Genomic DNA, 18301 nt, shown 5'->3' on the forward strand with positions numbered 1-18301 from the left:
GGGAGCCGACGCAGGTGCTTCAGGAGGCGATGGCGCACTTCGAGGTCGTGTCCGACTACGGATCGGGCGACCTGTCGGACCAGAAGACGATCGACGCGATCTGCATGCGGCTCTCGGCGGGGATCGAGGCGCTGTCCGGGCTCAGCGCCGCTGATCGCGAGGCGCTGTTCGGGGATGTGTGGAGCCAGATGTGGGGGATGCGTAACCGCATCGCCCACGGATACCTCCTGGTCGAGCCGGCGATCGTGCGGAGCACTGTCGACCGCGACTTGCCCGTGATGGTCGAGGCCGTCAGGGCGGCCATAGACCGGTCCTCTTTAGCCCTGCGTCACGCCGCCGGGGCCGCCACCGTGGGCCCCAGAATTGGCCCCAAAATTCGGTTTTGGTGTCGATACCGTAACGATGCGCCGGATGCCGACCTGAGCCGTTACAAGGCACTTGAACTGCGCAAACGTCGTCCTTGGTGTCGGAACAAGGCGTCCCGATTCGCGCCGATTCGGGCCCCTCGCGTGCCTACGGATCAGGAGGTTTGGGGTTCGAATCCCTTCGGGCGCGCTCTGTGTTAAGACAGACGACGGGCCCCCGGCCAGCGGAAACGCTGTCGGGGGCTTACTCGTGCCCGGGTTGGCGCATCGCCGACGGGGTCAGGCGTCGCCGGATGCCGGGCGGCCGACGAGGTCGGCATGATGCCGGGCGGCGACGTCGGGGTGGGCCCGCAGGCGTGCCTTGAGCATGTTCTCGCCGAAGGTGCCGGAGATGACGTTGTCCGGGTCCTGCGTCACCCCGCGCGCGTCCGCAGCGAGCGCCGGCGGCAGGTCGATGACCGGCATCTCTGAGTCCAGGGCCGGGTTGAGGAAGAACGGGATGGAGAGCCGGACGTCGCCGGGTTCGGGGGAGACCACGCGGTGGGTCGTTGCCTTGAGGTATCCGGAGGTGGCGAACTCCATGAGCTCGCCGATGTTCACGACGAAGGCTCCGGGCATCGCGGGGGCGTCGATCCAGCCGCCGTCGTGCTCGACCTGGAGGCCGCCCTTCCCGGGCTCGATCATCAGCAGGGTGAGGACGCCTGGGTCCTTGTGGGCGCCGACGCCCTGCGTGGCCCGGTCGTCGTCGCGACGGCCGGGGTAGCGCACGAGCTTGATGAGGGTGGAGGGACGGTCGGCGAAGGCGGCGGCGAAGACGTCGGCCGGGCTCCCGAGGGCGAGGGCCCACTCCCGCAGGAGGCGTGAGCCGATGGCGGCGCAGCGCTGTTCCCACACGGTGAACGTCTCGCGCAGTTCCGGGAGCCCGCCGGGCCACTGGTTCGGGCCCTCGAGCCGCATGTAGGCGGGGGCCGCGGGATCAGTCACGGCATCGCGCTCGGCCGCGATGTCGATCTGCTCGCGCCAGTCGACACGCCCTTGGGTCAACTCGCCACCGGTGCGGTTGTAGCCGCGAAAGTGCGGGCTGTTGACCATCTCCAGGCGCACCTTGTGCTCCAGGGGGAGGGCGAAGAACTTCTCGGCGGTGGCGAACGCCGTGGCGATGTCGTCATCGGTCAGCCCGTGCCCGGTGAGGTAGAAGAAGCCGACGTCGTGGGTCGCGGCCAGCAGCGCGGCCCGAAACTCTTCAGCGGCATCCGGCCCGTCGTCGAGGGTCGACAGGTCGAGGATCGGGAGGGACTCCAGGGGCATGTCGTCTCCTGTGATGGCGGTGCAAGGCCGGTAGGGCAGGGCCATTCCACTCTGTCAGAGGTGGGGCAGGATGCGGACTGCGCGAAACGCCCCACGGAACCTGCCGCGACACTAGGTTCTGCGTCGTGACGACGGCGGTGTCGGCCTCGACGGGCGAGTAGGTGCGGATGCTGCGCGCCCTCGTCGCGACCCTGGTCGTCGTCGGGTTCGGTGGCTGGGCGCACGAGATGGGCGGCGGCGAGCCAGTGCAACTCATCCCCGCAGTGGTCCTCACCCTGCTCGTCGGCCCCGTCGTGTGCCTGTGCGTGCGCCGCCGGTCGAGCGTGCCGCGCATGCTGGTCGCGACCTCCCTCGGCCAGGTCATCGCGCACCTCGCGCTGACGGGCATGGCCCCTCGAACGGCCGGCTCGGCGGTGCGCCTGCACCTCCACGAGGTGGCGGCCCCGCTGCCCCTCGTGCCCACCGAGGGCTCGTCGACCCTGTCGGTCACGGGCACGATGCTCCTCGCGCACGCCGTCGCGACCGTGGTCGCGAGCCTGCTCCTCACGGTCGGCGCCGACGTCGTGCGCGCCGCGGCCCGCAGGTTGGTCGCCCTCGCGAGCCTGTCCGTGCCGGTCACCCACGGCATTCCCCCGCGAACGGTGACGACGTGGATGCCGGTGCTCCGGGGACGCGTCGTCGCGCCCCTCGGTGGGCGGGCACCACCGCTCCACCTGGTCTGAGCCGCGCCCGGATCGGGGGCGGATCCACGCCCTTCGTCCCTGCACCGCCCGGGAGGCACCACCGTGCTGCCCGACCACCTGGAGAGCCTTCATGTCCCTGCTCAAGGACCCGCCCCAGTCCGTGATTGCGCCCGCCAAGACCGGCAGTGGCCTGTTCCGCGCCTTCTGGCGGTGGCACTTCTACGCCTCGTTCATCGTCATCCCGACCGTGCTCGTGCTCGCCGTCACCGGCCTCGTGTACCTCTTGCGCTTCCAGATCGAGCCCGCGGTCCACCAGGACCTCGTGCGCGTGAGCGTCCCGGCCGACCCGGTGTTCGTCGCCTACGACGAGCAGCTGGCCGCCGTCGCGGCTGCGCGCCCCGACGACACGGTGGTCTCGATGGCCGAGCCTGCGGCACCCGAGCACAGCACCCGCTTCAGGTCGCGGAACCGCTGGCCTCCACGATGATGGCCTGCGACGAGGCGCTGATGGCGCAGGACACGTGGCTGGCCGACTACCTCACCTCGGGCCCGGCGCTCAAGGCCGACGGGGACACGCTGACCCTTGGGCGACGACACCACCGGGATCACGCTGTCGGTGAAGTGATGGTGCCGCCGCGGGTGCTGCGGGTCAGGTGCGCGGAACTGCTCCCGGAATGGGCGGCACCACCGGCGGAAGCTGTCGGCTGGGGGTCGCACGTCGCATGTCCTCGGTGCCCAAGGGCTCGGTGAACGGCTGCACGTCACCGTGGCACGTCTTGTTGCGCGGCGGGATGCGCGAGGTCAGCAGGTAGCGGTCGATGGTGGTGGTGGCGCAGGCCGACGTGCCGTAGGCCGTGTGACCCCAGTTGTCGCTGCGCAGCAGTCGGCTGTTCGGCAGCAGCTTCGAGGTGGCGACCGCACCGTCGTAGTTCGTGGCCGGGTCCCAGTAGTTGCCGACGACGAGTACGGGGTTGGCGGTCTTGGCGGTGAACGGCCCACGGAAGGCGTCCTCGTCGCGCGCGGTCCACGTCGAGGACGCGCACGGTGCCGAGGCCCAGGTCCACATCCGCCCGAAGTCGGGGGCGGTGCGGTCCGTGGAGGCGGCGTAGCCCGACCAGTTGCTCGCCCGCGACGGGTTGCGGCCGTCGGTGCACAGCACCGACTGGAAGGCTTCGGGCGAGTTGTCGTAGGGGAAGGCCCACCCGACGGCGCGACCGCGGTCGCGAAGGTCGCGAGCGGCATCCGCGCCGGCGCTTCGCTGGGCCGTGACCTTCGCCCCGAGTGCTCGAGCGGCGGCCACTTGGCGGGCTGCCTCCGGGGTGCCTGGCTCTGCCTCGCCGTGCATCAGGGTGTACACCCATGTCAGGTCCATGTCGACGATCCACCCGGCCTCGGGCGAGTACATGTCACTCAGCAGGAAGGCCGTCAGCACGGCGTACGTCAGCTCGCCGAAGCTCTCGCCGGTCTCCGGGTCGATGATCTGGAGCGGTTCGGCCTGGAGTGACGCCCTGATCTCGGCGTACACCGTCGCCGGGTCGCCGAAGGAGGCGAACTGGCAGTACTCCGGACCGGCCTTGGTGCACCGCTTGAGGATCTCGGCGAGCGCCTTGGCGGCACCCTCCCCGGAGCGGATGCGCTGCGTCTGGGGAACGGATGCCGTTGCTGCGGTGCCGGCCCACGCCACCGGGTCGATCACCCCGTCGATCGCGACCGAGCGCACCCGTGCCGGGAAGAGGTTGGCGTAGACCGTGCCGAGGTAGGAGCCGTACGAGAAGCCGAGGTAGGTGAGCTTGGTGTCGCCCGTCATGCGGCGCAGGACATCCATGTCGCGCGCGACCTCGGCGGTTGACATCGATGCAGACAGTGGCGTGCCGGTCGTGGAGCAGGCTCGTCCGAATGCCTCCGACGCGCGGGTGTATGCCTGCACCTCGGCCCGCTCGAAGGGGAAGGGCACGGTGAACAGAGGCTCGATCGCGTCAACCTGGGCGCCCAGGTTCGGCCAGCAGCGCACCGAGTCGCTGAAGTTGGTGCCGCGAGGGTCGAAGCCGATGATGTCGAACCGGTCGAGGAGGGCGTCACTGAGGAAGTACGGCGCCATCGCGGCGATCTCGACCCCCGAACCACCCGGCCCGCCGGGGTTGAGGAACAGCGACCCGATGCGGCGGGAGGGGTCGCGCGCCGGAAGCCGGAGCACGGCGACCTCGGTCTTGGCGCCGGTCGGCTTGTCGTAGTCCAGGGGGAGTGGCACCATGGCGCACTTCGCCCCCTCGCTCAAGGGGTCGCAGTTGAACCACGTGGGGCGCGGAGTGGGCACCCGATCGACGAGGCGTGCCTCCGCGGCTGCGGTGGATGCCGCCGTCGCAGCCGTCGACACCACCGTCGTGGTGGTGGACGTGCGGGCGATCGCCGGGGCTGAGGACAGCGTGCCGGCGACCAGCGCCCCGATCACCGCCAGCCCTGCCACGGACGTGAACTGTCGACGGCGCATGTCTCTCCTTGGGTCACGGACCGCATCGCCACCCCGGTGGTGGCGACCCCCCTGAGGCCACGACACCCATCCTGAGTGACGATGCCCGTCCCCGCAACCGGAAACGCCGCATGGTCCTCTCGGCGCCGGGCTCACCGAGAGGGAGGCGCGCATGTCGTCATCTGCATCCACCAGTTCGCTTGGCTCGCCCGGGCCGGACTCGACCGGTGAGGTCAGGGGCCCAGCGGCGAACTCGGCTCGCGGTGTCCTGGCGGCCACCTGCCTGTCGACCTTGGTCTCCTCACGGGGTGAACGCCGGTGTGAGGTCAGCTCATGCCGTCGGCGTGGGCGTCGGCGTCGCCGGCCACGACGGCAGAGGTCCATGAGGCCAGGAGGTCCAGTGCGTGGGCCGTGGCGGATGCCGGCTCCGCCGCGTAGATCGTGAGGGTCAGGCCGGGGTCGGACACCATGTCCATGCTCTCGTAGGCGAGCTCGAGGTCGCCGACGACGTGGTCGTGGAAGTGCTTCGTGCCGGCGCCGTGGTAGCGGACGTCGTGCGTTCCCCAGAGGCGGCGGAAGTCGGTGCTGCGGGTGGACAGCTCGCCGACGAGGTCGTGAAGGTCCTTGTCGTGCGGGTCGCGACCGGCCTCGGCGCGCAGGATCGCGACGCACGTGTCGGCGGCGAGGTCTCAGGCGGGGTAGAAACCGCGCGAGGCGTCGAGGTCGAGGAAGGTGAACCGGGCGAAGTTCGGGGGGCTTGCCGGTTGGCTCTCGTACAGGGACGCGTGCATCGCCCGCCCGAGGTGGTTGGTCGCGAGCAGGTCCATCCGTCCGTTGCGGATGATCGCGGGTGAGGCGATGCCGTCCAGGACCCACTGGAGGGCCGGCCTCGGAGTCCACTTCCGGGTCGGGCGCCGGCGGGTCGCATGCCCGCGCTGGTGCCGTCGGCCGCGTGGGCCAGGTGGAACAGGTGCGCGCGCTCGACCTTGGCGTAGTACTCGACGCTGGCCTGGGCCAGCGCGGCCACCTCGGTGCGGCGCAGCCCCGGCACGCGACGGTTCCCGTGGTCTGGGATGCCGGACTGCTGCGGCGTGACCTTCGCGCGCCTCGAGACGAGGAACTCGCGGACCTCCTCACGGTTGTTCACACCTCCCACCGTAGGGGGCCGCACCGCGCTGTGGGATGCCCTGTCGGTACACCTCTCCACGGTGACTTCCTCGCCCCTCGCCGGTGAGGTCCCATGGTGTGAACGCCGTACCCGGCACCCGAGACCCCCCGACACCCGAGAGCGAGCCGATGTCCATCGCCACCGTCGACCACGAACGACCCGGCGCGGGATCGGGGAGCCCGCTCCCGGCATCCGCGGCCGGGATCAGCCGTGCCCTCCTCGCGACGGTCGTCCTCATGAGCGTGATCGCCCCGCTGGCCACCGACATGTACGTGCCGGCCTTCCCCCGGGTGGGCGAGGACCTCGCAGCCGGAGCCACCCAGCTGCAGCTGACCCTCACGACGTTCTTCGTCGGGATGGCGCTGGGGCAGCTCGTCGGCGGCCCGGTCTCCGACGCTCGGGGGCGTCGCCGGCCAATCGTCGTCTCGCTCGCCGTGCTGGCCGTCGCGTCGGTGGCCTGCGCCCTGAGCCCGTCGATCCAGCTCATGATGGTGGCCCGCTTCGTCCAGGGGCTCGCCGGTGGCTGGGCCATGGTCACGGCCCGGGCCGTCGTCGTCGACCTCGCTGAGGGACCTCGCCTGGTCCGCAACCTGAACGTCATCGCCGGTGTCGGAGGGGTCACGCCCATCGTCGGGCCCCTCGTGGGTGCGGCCCTCCTGCAGTTGACCGACTGGCGAGTCTCCTTCTGGGTCGTTGCCGGCCTGGTCGCCTTCATGGTCGTCGCGGTCGCTGTCTGGATCCCCGAGTCGCTGCCCGCCGGGAAGCGGCACCGCGGGGGCCTGGCCGCCGTGGCCGGGGCGGCCCGTCACGTCACCGGCAACCGCGCGTTCGTCGGCCACCTCGTCGTCATGGCGCTGTCCATGGGCGTGACATTCGCCTACGTGGCCTCCACGGCCTTCGTGCTGCAGCGCATGAACGGGCTCTCGCCTGTGCAGTACTCGGTGATCTTCGCGGCGAACGCCGTCGGGCTGACGATCGCCACGCTGGTCGCGGCACGGCTGGCGGGTCGCGTGCCCACCCGCACCGTCATCGCGACCGGCCTGATCGGCACGGGGTTCGCCGGTGCCCTCCTCCTCGTGGGTGCCGTGGCCTGGGGCATGCCGCTGCCCGTGACCGTCGTCGGCTTCTTCGTCCTCATGAGCGCCCAGGGCCTCATCGGCCCCAACGCCGGTGCGCTCGCCTCGCAATCGGTGCCCGACCACCCCGGCACCGGCTCGGCGGTGCTCGGCTTCTTCCAGTGGTGCGCCGCCGGCGTCGTCGCGCCCATCGTGGGCCTCGGTGGCGAGGCCACTGCCGTGCCGATGGCCGCCATGGTCCTCGTCCTGACCGCGCTGTCCGTGGCTGCGCTCATGGCGGCGACCCGTCCGTCCCAAGACCTCCGACCCACCCCGTCCGACCAACTCCACCGAGAGGAACCCCCCATGCGAGCAGTCAGATTGCACGGCACCCGCGACGTCCGCGTCGAGGACAGGCCCGACCCCACGATCATCGAGCCCACCGACGCGGTGATCCGCGTGGCGGCGACCTGCGTCTGCGGGTCGGACCTGTGGCCCTACCGGGGGGCGGACGCCGTCACCGAGCCCATGCCCATGGGCCACGAGTACGTCGGCGTCGTCGAGCAGGTCGGCGACGCGGTGCTCGAGGTCAAGGTCGGTGACTTCGTCGTCGGGTCCTTCTTCGCCTCCGACAACACCTGCGAGATCTGCCGCGCCGGCTACCAGTCGCGGTGCGTGCACGCCGAGCTGATGGGCGCCATCGGCACGCAGTCCCAGCTCGCTCGCGTCCCGTTGGCGGACGGCACGCTCGTGGCGACCCCCGGCATCCCCGATCCCGACCTGGTCCCGTCGCTGCTCGCGGCGTCCGACGTGCTCGGCACCGGATGGTTCGCCGCCGTCGCGGCGCAGGCCGGCCCCGGCAAGACCGTGGCCGTCGTCGGTGACGGGGCCGTCGGCCTGCTCGGCGTGCTCGCAGCGAGGCACCTCGGGGCCGAGCGCATCGTCATCATGAGCCGCCACGCCGACCGGCAGTCCCTGGCCCGGGACTTCGGCGCCACCGACGTCGTCACCGAGCGCGGCGACGCCGGCGTGGCCCGGGTCAAGGAGCTCACCGGCGGTCTCGGCGCCCACAGCGTCATCGAGGCGGTCGGCACCCAGGAGGCGATGATGCAGGCCATCCGCTCCACCCGCCCCGGAGGTCACGTCGGTTACGTCGGCGTCTCCCACGACGTGATGATCCCCGGCGACGAGCTCTTCTTCTCCGGCGTGCACCTGCACGGTGGCCCCGCACCCGTGCGGCGCTTCCTGCCCGAGCTGATCGACCTCATCTGGACGCGCACCATCGACCCCGGCAAGGTCTTCGACCTCCGGCTGCCGCTCGAGGAGGCCGCGCAGGGCTACCGCGCGATGGACGAGCGACGCGCTATCAAGGCGCTGCTGCGCCCATGACCCCCGGGCCCCTCAGGAGCGCGGCCGCCCTGTTCGGCCTGGTCGCGCTCGCGCTCACCGCGTGTGCGTCTCCAGGAACGACGACGCCGGATGCCGTGTCCCCCAGCACTGCTGCCACCGCCACCACCGCGCCCCCCACCACTGCAACCTCTGCACCAACCCAGAAGGATGTCATGAAGATCGAGATCAGGATCAGCGGCCAGCTATTCACGGCCACGCTCGCCGACAGCGCAGCCAGCCGTGACCTCGTGGCCCAGCTGCCGGTGACCGTGGAGATGGTCGACCACGGCGGCGTGGAGAAGACCGGGCCGCTCCCGTCGCCGCTGTCCCTGGAGGCCCAGCCCGCCGGGGCCGACCCGGACGTGGGCGACCTCGGGTACTACGCTCCGGGCAGCCACGTCGTGCTCTACTACGGCGACCAGTCGTACTTCACGGGCATCGTCGTCCTGGGTCGGATGGAGGGCGACGCCGCCGAGCGGATCGCCGAGATGGACGGCCCAGTCACGGCGACGTTGGCGATCGCTGGCTCGTAGTCGCCGGCACCCTTACTCTCGGAGCCTGGTGCCCGTCATGGTGCGGCAAGCTGAAGTACCTCGCCGGGTCCGAGAGCGGCGTCGGAGGCTGGGTCAACGACGCCCAGCCCGAGACCGTCGCGGCCTGGCTGCGCGAGGTGGGCCCACCGCGTAGGCGACCTACAGCGGCGTGCTCCCCGTGGTCCCGACGAGCATCTCCCGGAACTCCGGTCCGGCGAGGCGCTGGGACTCCGCGCGCGCGGCGTCCACGCGCCCCGGCATCCCGAGTCGTTGCGTCGGCTCCTCGTTGCCCGGGGTCGAGACGAACTTCTCGATCGCGGCGAGACCCGCGTCGGCGCGAGACCGGGCGGCATCCTGCTTGGCGTCCAGGCGCTCGGCGTACCAGTCGGAGGCCAGCACAGACTCCCGGGTGAACATCTCCCGGAACTCGGGCGAGTCCAGGGTGAGCCCCGATGCGGTGACGCCGTCGGCCATGATCTCGAGCAGCGCCCGCAGCGGCGGGATCGCGAGGTCGATGGTGCCGTCCTTGACAAAGGCCCGCGCCACCCGCTCGTGGGTCATCGCGATGGTCGTCACGGACTCCGCGAACACGGCCGGGTCCTGCAGCTCGGGGCGCAGCATCTCGGGGGTGAACACGACCTCGGGGTGCAGGAAGATGCGGCCGAAGTACTTCGTCGCCATCGTCTCGGTCATCCGGTAGCCCAGGCGGCTCGCGGGCACGCGCTGGCCGTCGTGCTCGACGTCCTCGACCTTCTCCAGGGCGCCCTCGGCGATGAGGTTGCGCGCATCGCGCTCCTGCGGGGTCATCCGGGTGAACAGCTCCGGAACCAGGAGCGAGACATCGTGGTCGACGCGCACGTGCGGCCCGACGAACCCGGCCGCGGACAGCCAGCCGTCGTGCCCGGTCAGCACGTAGCTGAGCAGGTTGGCGTTGAGGTCGATGATCGTCGGCAGCGCGTTGAACGGCCCCTTGGTCAGGGCGCCCTCGGAGCCGGCGCCGGTCGTCGACGGCGACTTGCCCGTCATCGACGCGATGAACTCCATGAAGAGCTCGGGCACCTCCATGTAGTGCAGCGGGCCGTACGAGCACAGGGCGGGGACGCCGCCCTCGGGCGGGTTGTTGCGCCGACCGGCCGCGACGACGTCCACGGGCCGGGGGAGCGGGGCGCTCGCCGGCATCCCTGCCGCCAGGCGCTCGCTGAGCTGGGCCACCGCGGTGGCCTTGGCGTTGGTGAGGTCGGGGCGCTGCTGCAGGTAGCGCGGGTTCTTCGACGGCTTCCCGTCGACGATGCGCGGGTTCGCCGAGCTGACGACGAAGTCGGGCCCGACCCCCTCGGGGGTGTCGGCGAACTCGCGGATCAGGGTGGCCATCGGCTCGGTGAACGCCGTGAAGCTGACGGCGTCGTCACGCATCGCCACGGCATCCGCGTGGGTGAGCGGGGCGAAGTTGGACAGGAACGTGCCGGGGGTCGCGATGTCCCGCTCGGCCACCGAGTCGTAGCCGCGGTGGATGGCGTCGTCGGGCCGCTGGAAGAGCAGGTTCTCGCAGTTCTCGACGAGCTTGTAGGAGCGATTCGGGTCCAGGCCCAGCTGGTCACCGGGAACGACGGTGGATGCCGTGATGTCGTCCTGGGTCTGCACCTTCACCGCGGGCGCGAAGTCGTGACGCAGGCTGAACAGGCGCCACCGGCCGTCGGTGTCGAAGCCCACCCGCAGCATGTTGAGGGTGATCTTCGTGCCGTCCAGGTGCAGCGAGTTGCCGGTGCGCCCGTCGATCTCGGCGACGCTGAAGTGGCTGCGCCAGTCCTGGCCCCAGTGCGGCTGGTACGAGCGCTTGACGACGTAGACGAGCTCCTTGACGTACGGCGGGATCGTGCGCAGCCCGGCGTTGTACTCGTCGGTGTACGTCGAGGGTGACGGCGTCAGCAGCTTGATGACCGACCCGATCGAGCGCTCCGGGGACAGGATCGGCCGGTGGTCGGTGCCCCGCTGGGCCGGGTCGAGGAAGCGGTCGGCGAGGTCGCGATCGAGGATGGCCGCGACGGCATCCAGATCGGCGTCGACGTCGGCGACGAACACCGAGCCGACGATGAACGCGTCGGTGATGGCCTTGGAGATCTCGGACTTGCCGCCGCCGGAGACCGTGGCCGGCTTGTGGCACGACGTGGCGGTCGCCGCGGTGCCGACGAGGGTCCACGTGCTGGGGTCGTGGGGTTGCTGCGCGACGGTGACCCGGTAGCCGCTGGGGCTGAGGTACACGGTGTCGGCACGCAGGGGGATGCCGTTCGTGTCGCCCCACGTGATGCTCATGTCCTTCATCGAGAAGCGCGCCTCGGCGGGGACGATGACGATGTGCGGCTGCTCGCCGTCGACGGCGTGGCCCTGCGGCTGGAGGGTGAAGCGCTGGGGGTCGCGGGCGACGACGTCGGCGACGCTCACGGCATCGGTGGTGCCAGCGGCATCCGCGACGCCGGAGTACTTGCCGGAGTACTCCTGACCGAGGTTGTAGCTCGCAAAGACCAGCGCACCGCCGGAGTGCTCCTCCTCGGCGTTGCCGAACAGGTTGGCGGAGTAGGAGATCTGCGTCTTGACCTCCTTCTTGCAGTACCCGAAGTAGGTGTCGGCGATGACGGTGACGATGACGCCTCGCTCGTCACGGGCGCAGATCTTGAAGGCCTTGCCGCCGTTGTAGAGCTCGCTGTCGTCGCTCCAGCACATGCCGTCACGCTGCTGGCGCTCGGTGGCGTCGTCGATATGGGGCAGGCCCAGTTCCTTCTTCGTGACGCGGATGAGGTGCGGGGCGAGGATGACGCAGCCGGTGTGGCCGGTCCACGTCTCGGGCGCCAGCGAGGCGTCGTTCTCCGGGAGGTAGGGGTCGCCGCCGTTGCCGAAGATGCCCTCGACGAAGTCGAGGTTCGCGACGGTGCCGCCGGGCACGATGAAGCGCGTCTCCATCCGCTTCTCGCGCACCGACCCCGGCACCTCGGGGGCGACGAGCGGGCGCAGGTGCAGCGAGACGAAGCAGGCGGCCGGGTTCGGCTGGTTCGCCGAGTAGGGCAGCACCATGTCGACCTCGGGCGGCTGGAAGGCAAGGCCGAGCAGCTTCGCGAAGACGGCCTTCGGCACGGCGATCTTGTCGTCCGGGATCGGCAGGCCACCCTCGGCGATGTGGAAGACCCCGGCCGTGGTGCGGCGGTCGTTGGCCGGGTTGTGCAGCACCCCGTTGACGAGCCGGTAGCTGCTCAGCAGGGGTGAGGTGAAGGTGTCGCCGTCGAAGGGCAGGGACAGCTCGCGGGCCAGGCCCGGCTCGTCCAGCACGAGGGTTCGCCGCGGCAGCTGGGGCTGCTCGCCGGTGTCGGCGAGGTAGTCGTCGAGGAAGGCCTGGATGCGGCCGTCAGCGGCGCACAGGCGGTCGGCCAGCCGCCGACTGAGCTCGCGCTGGCGGGCCAGGATCGGTGCTGCCAGGCGCGCGGCCTCGGTGTCCTCGAACCCCTGCGGGAGAGGGAGGCCGAGCTGGGCGAGCCGCAGGTTGATGCCGGCGTTCTGCGCAGCGGTTCGGACGGCGGTGTTCTCGGTGACAGTCACGGATCCAGTCTGTCCCTGCCGGGGTCGCTTTGCCATTCAGGAAAGCCTCATCAACGTTCCCGCCCGATGCCACAAGGTTCACCTTCGCCGAGGTTTCATTTCCCCGGCGATCATGAACCTTCTGGTGTCGAGCTCAGCGGGGGTGCCGAGGTGGGGGCAGTCGCTCGCCCTGCAGCGTCGGTTCTGGCGGGTCTCTCGACGTCGTCGCGCGGGCCGGTGAGGGGCTCCGGGAGAGGCCGGGAAGGTACCTGAACAGGGTCAAAACATTGTGTGAAAGTGGCTGTGTCACAGCGGTTTTCGTACACGGTTCGGCTTGGTGTCGAACGTCTGATCGAGTACACTTCTGGTATGTCCAGCACCCAGCTCCGAGAGCGCATCGCCGCACTACGCGCCGATGCCCAGCAGGTGGGGGAACTGCTCGCGCAGCAGGCCCAGGGCATGACCTCGGAGGAGTTGTTCGAGGTCACCGGTGAGCTCCAAGGGGTGCTGAACTGCGGCGAGGGTGCCCAGCTGGTCGCGGCGGCGCATGCGGCGTGCCACGAGACCCGGCTCACCGAGCGTGGGCCGGTGGAGGTGCACCACGAGGTGGGGTTCATCGACGCGATGGCGGGCACGGAGGTGTCGCTGGCCACGGGGGTGGGGCAGTGGGTCGCGGGCCGTCGGGTGGCGCTGGGGGCGGCCCTGAGCGAGCGGTTCCCGCTGCTGCTGGGCAAGGTCTTGGCCGGTGAGGTGTGCACGGCGACGGTGCAGAAGGTCGTCACCGTGTGCGAGGGGTTGGACAAGGCTGCGTGCGCCAAGGTCGACGCGATCATGGCTGGCAAGCTCGCCGATCTCGACCCGGGCCGGGTGGGCGCGTTCACGCGGCGGGTCGCCACCCGTGTCGCGAGCGAGCAGCTGGCGGCGGTGACCCGTCGCACCGCTCGCGACCGGTTCGTGGAGGTGCGCCCGGGCCCGGACGGGGCGACGTGGTGGACGGCGCTGCTGCCGGCGGCGACGTCGGCGGCGGCGTGGTCGGCGATCACCACCGTGGGTGGGCAGTACGCGGACAAGGATGAGTCGCTCACGCTGGACCAGGCCCGGGCGGACGCGTTCGCTGACCTGATGCTGCGCAACGTGAACGTGACCGCGAACGTCACCCTCGGCATCCCCGTCATCACCGACACGACACCCCAGACCACCGCGCCGGATGCCGCGTCGGGCGGCGAGTTCCCTCCCGCGGTGGGTGGTCAAGGGTTGGGCGAGGCGTTCCGGATCTCGACGGTGTTCAGCGGGTGCGAGATGCCCGGGATCGGGGTCATCGACGTCGACACGATCGAGGCCCTGCTGCAGACCGTCCCGTTGGACGTCGCCCGTGCCCTGCTCGACGCGCGCACCGGGACCGTCCTGGATGCGGTGACGGGAGCGTACCGCCCGACCACGGGCATCACCCACTTCGTGACCACCAGGGACGGCACCTGCCGGATGTGGGGCTGCGACCGGCCCGCCCGAGCGTGCGACCTCGACCACGTGAAGCCGTGGCCGCAGGGGGAAACGTCCCCGGCCAACCTCGGCGGGCTCTGCCGGCGGCACCACCGCCTCAAGCAACGCGGCCGGTGGCGCTACACCCTCACCCCGGACGGCACCGTCGAATGGGTCTCACCCACGGGCAAGAAACGCATCACCCACGCCGACCACACCATCTGGCCACCACCCCCACCGGCGCCCCGAACCCAGGACAGAGGACCGGCCACTCACCGCGAACTCCTGCTCCAATCCGCCACGCCCCCCGTGAGCGCACCACCCACCGACTGGGGCGAACCACCGTTCTAGAGCGTGTCTGTTAATGGTCGGGCTCGGTGGGTCAGGATCACCGTTCCGAGGAGGAAGCCGCCGAGGTAGGTGACGGCGTACTTGTCGTAGCGGGTGGCCAGTCCGCGCCACTGCTTGACCGGCTGAAGGAGCGTTCGATGGTGTTGCGCTGCTTGTAGAGGTCGCTGTCGAACCCGGGCTGTCGGCCGCCTTTGGAGCCCTTGGCTTTGCGGCGGGCGATCTGGTCGCTCTTCTCCGGGATGGTGTGCTTGATCCGCCTGCCCCGCAGGAACGTTCGGGTGCTCGGGTGCGAATACGCCTTGTCAGCCAGGAGCCGGAAGTCCTGCTCGTGCCCGCTCTCGGCCAAGGCCACCAGCAGGGTGGACAGCATCGGGTTGTCCCCGGCCTGGCCGCCGGTCAGCAACGCGATCACCGGCGTGCAAGTCTGATCCGCCAGGGCATGGATCTTCGTGCTCAGCCCACCGCGGGAGCGACCCAACGCATGGTCAGGCGGCTCCCCGGGCACCACCCGAGAATTCGTGTAATTCGATCCTGCCCCCCGTGTCGCCTGCAGGGCCGCCGACGACGGAGTCCCGACGGGCGCCGGCCGCGTGCTGGTGGGCCCGCACGATCGTGGAGTCGATCGACAGGATCGTCTCCAACTCGTCGCTGTCCAGCTCCGCCTGCTCGCGCACCGCCGCGAGCATCCGCCCGTACGTGCCGTCGGTGGACCACAGCCGATGCCGTTGCCAGACAGACTGATACGGCCCGAACGGCTCTGGCAGGTCACGCCACGGCGACCCGGTGCGGAACCGCCAGATGATCCCCTCCAACGTCGTGCGGTGGTCGTTCCACGGGCGGCCACGACGCCCGTCATCCTGCGGCATGACCGACTCCAGGACATCCCACAACTCGTCACTGATCACGCCATCACGAAGCATGAGCGCAACGATGCCGGGCCCGGCCCCAGATCATTAGCAGACACGCTCTAGCACGTCTCGGAGCGCTCTTTCTGCAGCCGCCTTGCTCGGACCCGTCGCGGTGACCCGACGAGTGTTACCGTCGGTGTCACGGAACCGGGTCAGTGCTCGATAGCTGCCGTCGCGGATCTTCTCAGTGGTGATGGTCCCCCAGGTGCCGAGGGGGAGTGGCGGCCTGGCCATGCGCTACTCGCTTTCTGCTGGCTCGAGGTGCTCGACGATCCAGGCGTCGAGGTCCGCGCGCCGGTAACGCAGGCAACCGCCCATCTTCACGGCGCGAGGTCCGAACCCCACCCCGGCGGGTCCGCCAGGTGTACAGCGTCGCCTTCGGGATCGCCAGGTAGGCCGCCGCCTCGTCGATGGTCAGGATCATGTTCTGGTGGCTGGTGTCGACGGTGGTACTCATCGTGTGCTCCTTCGTGGTCTCGACGACAGGTTTGCCCTCGTGAGTGAAGGTGTGCAGCCCTTACCGTGCAGACTGTGGAGGATCGGCCCCTAATCGAGCCTCTATGGCGATCGCGCAGGCCATCATCCGCGCCCACGGCGCAACGCCGGCGGCTCGGCCCCCTCGAGGGAGCCGAACCTGAAAGCTCGGTGGGACGCTGCGCGTCGAGGTGGTGGGGGCGGAGAAGACTCATCGGCTTGCCTGACCGCAAGCACGGACTGGTTACAGCATCTGCGATGGTCGGGTGTCGCCGCGGCGGTGGTGCAGGGCGGCCTGGAAGTCGATCCGGCTCTCGGCGGCGCCCGGGCGTGGGAGGTCTCGGGGCGGTTGAGGTCGCAACAGGTTGCTGGCGAGGTCGATGAGTGTGGCTTTGAGCGGGCCGGTCATCGGGATGAACCTCTTACGGATGACGTGTTCCAGGGTCCCGTCGCGGTTCTGGAGTCCGAGGACGTTGGCTCGCTGGAAGTAGAGACGCTGAGTGATGCCGTAGCGCAGCGCGTGAGCGACGCGTTCGTCGATGTCGGCGCTGATCCGTTCGAACTGCCGGGTGTGAGTGGGGTCGGTGAGTGCGTCGTGGGGGAGTTTCTGGATCCGGCTCGCGGCGATCGAGCCCTGGCCTGCGGCCAGACCCCCGGTCCCGACGTTGCCGCCGATGTCGCGAGTCTGCTGGACGAGCCTTGCGTAGGTCAGGCCCCGCTGCGCCCAGCGGGCAGCGCCTGCAGGGTCGGAGAAGGTGAGCCGCCTGGCTGGTTCATGCGACAGGCGGCGTTGGGAGTCGAGGACCACGCGCAGGCTGTGGGCGTTGGGGATGCTGCGCAGGTGGATCCGGAGGTTGTGCTGGGCCTGCAGCACACCGGCGAGACCGGGCAGCGCTGGCTCGTCGGCGAGCTGGACGGGCGGGGCCCAGCCAAGGTGGTCGATGGAGTAGGAGGGGTCGCTGTAGCGGGAGTAGCTCGCGCAGGCCTGCGCCGCGCGGGGCCAGTCGGGTCGGGTTCGTGAGGTGCTGCCAGCCGGGGACGCTGTCGTAGCGGCGGTCCAGAGCGAGCAGGGCTTCGGTGACCTCCGCGATGTCGTGGACGAGGGTCAGTGCCTGTGCTTTGGAGAGCCTGCCGTAGCCGGCCCCCGCGGTGAAGTCGTGCTCACCGAGAGCGCAGGCGCGGGCGGCGTGCCGCCACAGCTCGACCAGCAGGAATGGATGGGTGGTGGTCAGTTCCTCGAGCGTGGGTAGTCCTGCGTGATCACTGCCGAGCGCGATACCCAGTCGGTGGCGCAGCTCGTCGACCGGCCCGCGAGTGCGTCGGGTCAGCGTCTGGTGGTCGATGTGCGGGTTCGCTGCGTAGAGGCCCTGGTGGCACCAGGTGAGCACGCTGTGGCGGTAACGGGCGATCTGTGCGCCAATCAGCTCGCGCTCCTCAGCTGTGGTGGTCGCCGGCACGTGCCGAGGTCCCGCTCCGCCGATGCGGTGCTGGATGCGGTGGAAGGTCAGCAGCTCGCGCAGGCTCTCGCGCAGCACGCCGGCGTTCTGGCCGTACATCAGTGCTCATCGGGCTCGTCGAGGCCCCTGGCTGCGTGCAGCAGGTCCAGGACCAGCTCGACGGTCAGGGGGTCCAGGCCATGACCGGTCAGGTCCTCGATCGCGCCCTGAGCAAGGGCGAACAGCTCGTCGCGGTCATGCGTCTCGACCGTGTGGATGGCTGGGATGTCCTCGCCGTGGATGGCGTCCAGGCGGAGCAGGACACCCTCGTAGCCGCTCGAGGCCTCGATCGTGACGGCGCGATCGGCCAAAGCGGCCAGGCGGGAGCGGGCCTGCCCGACGGTGAGCGCGTGGGCGAGCAGCATGAGAACCTCCGTGGTTGCCAGGGGTGTCTTCCACCGTGGGAGAGGCGGGTCGGTTCACGTGACGTGAGTCGGTACGGATGTGGACAACCGGGTCAGATGAAGCGACCAGGTGGACTGTCAGGACTCGGGGCCTACTCCTCGGTGCGGCGTCGGGCGGCGACGTCCTCGGTGACGAACCGCACGAAGTCGGCCTGGCGGTCGAGGATCTCGACCTCACCGCTGGCCTCGGGTGGTGCCTCCCCGGGCCAGGCGGTCTGCCGGGTGGGGCGGTCACGGTCGAGACGACAGCCGGCGCTGGAGACCCACTCGCGGAGTCGGTGACGGGCGTCGGCGAAGTCGCGAAGCCAGCCGATCGGTCCTGATGGTGTGCCGTCGGGGTCGTAGGCGTTGAGCCAGTGGGTATGCAGGGCGGAGAGTTCCCAGACCAGCTCGTCGTGGCGGTGCCACAGCGGGGGCACCACACTCGGCGGGAGCCCGAAGGTACGGCGAAGCCACTGGACCCAGGCGTCCAGGTCGGCCCACTCCAGCAGAGCCTCCTCCGCGGTGAGCAGGTTCCAGTTGATCGGACGCAGGACCTGGCCGTCATTGACGTCGGCGACCCCAAACCCGGAACCGGGCCCGTCGAACCCGCCCTGCGCAAACTCGAGGTCTTCGATGTCCAGGCCTTCCTGGGCCGGCTCAACTCGTGTGCTCATT

13 protein-coding genes and 3 pseudogenes are annotated in these 18301 nt (G+C 70.2%); 8 read left to right on the forward strand and 8 right to left on the reverse strand.

Going from position 1 to position 18301, the window contains the following annotated elements:
- Positions 1–29: 29 nt before the first annotated feature.
- Positions 30–566 carry a HepT-like ribonuclease domain-containing protein gene (locus tag C8E84_RS12675; protein WP_159902652.1) on the forward strand — a complete coding sequence of 179 codons (537 nt, stop codon included), beginning with the start codon at positions 30–32 and terminating at the stop codon, positions 564–566.
- Positions 567–644: 78 nt separating this feature from the next.
- Here the strand turns inward: C8E84_RS12675 and C8E84_RS12680 are convergent, their stop codons facing one another.
- Positions 645–1673 carry an isopenicillin N synthase family dioxygenase gene (locus tag C8E84_RS12680; RefSeq protein ID WP_159902654.1) on the reverse strand — a complete coding sequence of 343 codons (1029 nt, stop codon included), beginning with the start codon at positions 1671–1673 and terminating at the stop codon, positions 645–647.
- A 167-nt stretch (positions 1674–1840) separates the two neighbouring features.
- Between C8E84_RS12680 and C8E84_RS12685 the strand changes: the two genes are divergently transcribed.
- From C8E84_RS12685 to C8E84_RS18555, 3 genes are all read left to right on the forward strand, one after another.
- The gene (locus tag C8E84_RS12685) at positions 1841–2395 is read left to right on the forward strand and encodes a hypothetical protein (RefSeq protein WP_159902656.1); all 555 of its coding nucleotides are present in this window, start codon (positions 1841–1843) and stop codon (positions 2393–2395) included.
- Positions 2396–2486: 91 nt separating this feature from the next.
- A complete protein-coding gene (locus tag C8E84_RS12690) occupies positions 2487–2843 on the forward strand; it encodes a PepSY domain-containing protein (protein ID WP_159902658.1) in 357 nt (118 codons plus the stop codon).
- Positions 2844–2863: 20 nt separating this feature from the next.
- The gene (locus C8E84_RS18555) at positions 2864–3106 is read left to right on the forward strand and encodes a hypothetical protein (protein WP_425495954.1); all 243 of its coding nucleotides are present in this window, start codon (positions 2864–2866) and stop codon (positions 3104–3106) included.
- Here the strand turns inward: C8E84_RS18555 and C8E84_RS12700 are convergent.
- Together C8E84_RS12700 and C8E84_RS12705 are read right to left on the reverse strand one after the other, a co-directional pair.
- Complete coding sequence (locus C8E84_RS12700; RefSeq protein WP_159902671.1) at positions 3006–4844, reverse strand: alpha/beta hydrolase; 1839 nt, start codon at positions 4842–4844, stop codon at positions 3006–3008. The two genes, C8E84_RS18555 and C8E84_RS12700, sit on opposite strands and share 101 nt — an antisense overlap.
- 305 nt (positions 4845–5149) lie before the next feature.
- Positions 5150–5970: pseudogene (locus C8E84_RS12705) on the reverse strand (MmyB family transcriptional regulator).
- A gap of 149 nt (positions 5971–6119) precedes the next feature.
- Here C8E84_RS12705 and C8E84_RS18160 point away from each other — a divergent pair.
- The 3 genes and pseudogenes from C8E84_RS18160 to C8E84_RS12720 form a co-directional block, all read left to right on the forward strand.
- A pseudogene (locus C8E84_RS18160) lies at positions 6120–7391 on the forward strand (multidrug effflux MFS transporter); the annotation flags it as partial.
- A 21-nt stretch (positions 7392–7412) separates the two neighbouring features.
- Positions 7413–8435 carry a zinc-dependent alcohol dehydrogenase family protein gene (locus tag C8E84_RS18165; RefSeq protein WP_159904849.1) on the forward strand — a complete coding sequence of 341 codons (1023 nt, stop codon included), beginning with the start codon at positions 7413–7415 and terminating at the stop codon, positions 8433–8435.
- A complete protein-coding gene (locus C8E84_RS12720; protein WP_159902673.1) occupies positions 8432–8968 on the forward strand; it encodes a cyclophilin-like fold protein in 537 nt (178 codons plus the stop codon). The genes C8E84_RS18165 and C8E84_RS12720 overlap by 4 nt, the downstream gene beginning before the upstream one ends.
- A gap of 159 nt (positions 8969–9127) precedes the next feature.
- Here the strand turns inward: C8E84_RS12720 and C8E84_RS12725 are convergent, their stop codons facing one another.
- The gene (locus tag C8E84_RS12725; RefSeq protein WP_159902675.1) at positions 9128–12553 is read right to left on the reverse strand and encodes a PPi-type phosphoenolpyruvate carboxykinase family protein; all 3426 of its coding nucleotides are present in this window, start codon (positions 12551–12553) and stop codon (positions 9128–9130) included.
- A 348-nt stretch (positions 12554–12901) separates the two neighbouring features.
- Here C8E84_RS12725 and C8E84_RS12730 point away from each other — a divergent pair, with 348 nt between their 5' ends.
- On the forward strand, positions 12902–14362 hold the full coding sequence (locus C8E84_RS12730) for an HNH endonuclease signature motif containing protein (RefSeq protein ID WP_159902677.1): 1461 nt from the start codon (positions 12902–12904) through the stop codon (positions 14360–14362).
- Here C8E84_RS12730 and C8E84_RS12735 read toward each other — a convergent pair.
- The 4 genes and pseudogenes from C8E84_RS12735 to C8E84_RS12750 form a co-directional block, all read right to left on the reverse strand.
- Positions 14359–15282 (reverse strand): annotated as a pseudogene (locus tag C8E84_RS12735) (IS5 family transposase). The gene C8E84_RS12730 and the pseudogene C8E84_RS12735 overlap by 4 nt on opposite strands.
- A gap of 706 nt (positions 15283–15988) precedes the next feature.
- On the reverse strand, positions 15989–16618 hold the full coding sequence (locus C8E84_RS12740; protein ID WP_159902679.1) for a hypothetical protein: 630 nt from the start codon (positions 16616–16618) through the stop codon (positions 15989–15991).
- 681 nt (positions 16619–17299) lie between these two features.
- Positions 17300–17605 carry a hypothetical protein gene (locus tag C8E84_RS12745; protein ID WP_159902681.1) on the reverse strand — a complete coding sequence of 102 codons (306 nt, stop codon included), beginning with the start codon at positions 17603–17605 and terminating at the stop codon, positions 17300–17302.
- Positions 17606–17736: 131 nt separating this feature from the next.
- Positions 17737–18300, reverse strand: a complete 564-nt coding sequence (locus C8E84_RS12750; RefSeq protein WP_159902683.1) for a hypothetical protein — start codon at positions 18298–18300, stop codon at positions 17737–17739.
- Position 18301 lies beyond the last annotated feature (1 nt).

Source organism: Ornithinibacter aureus (genome assembly GCF_009858245.1).
Taxonomy (GTDB): Bacteria; Actinomycetota; Actinomycetes; order Actinomycetales; family Dermatophilaceae; genus Fodinibacter; species Fodinibacter aureus.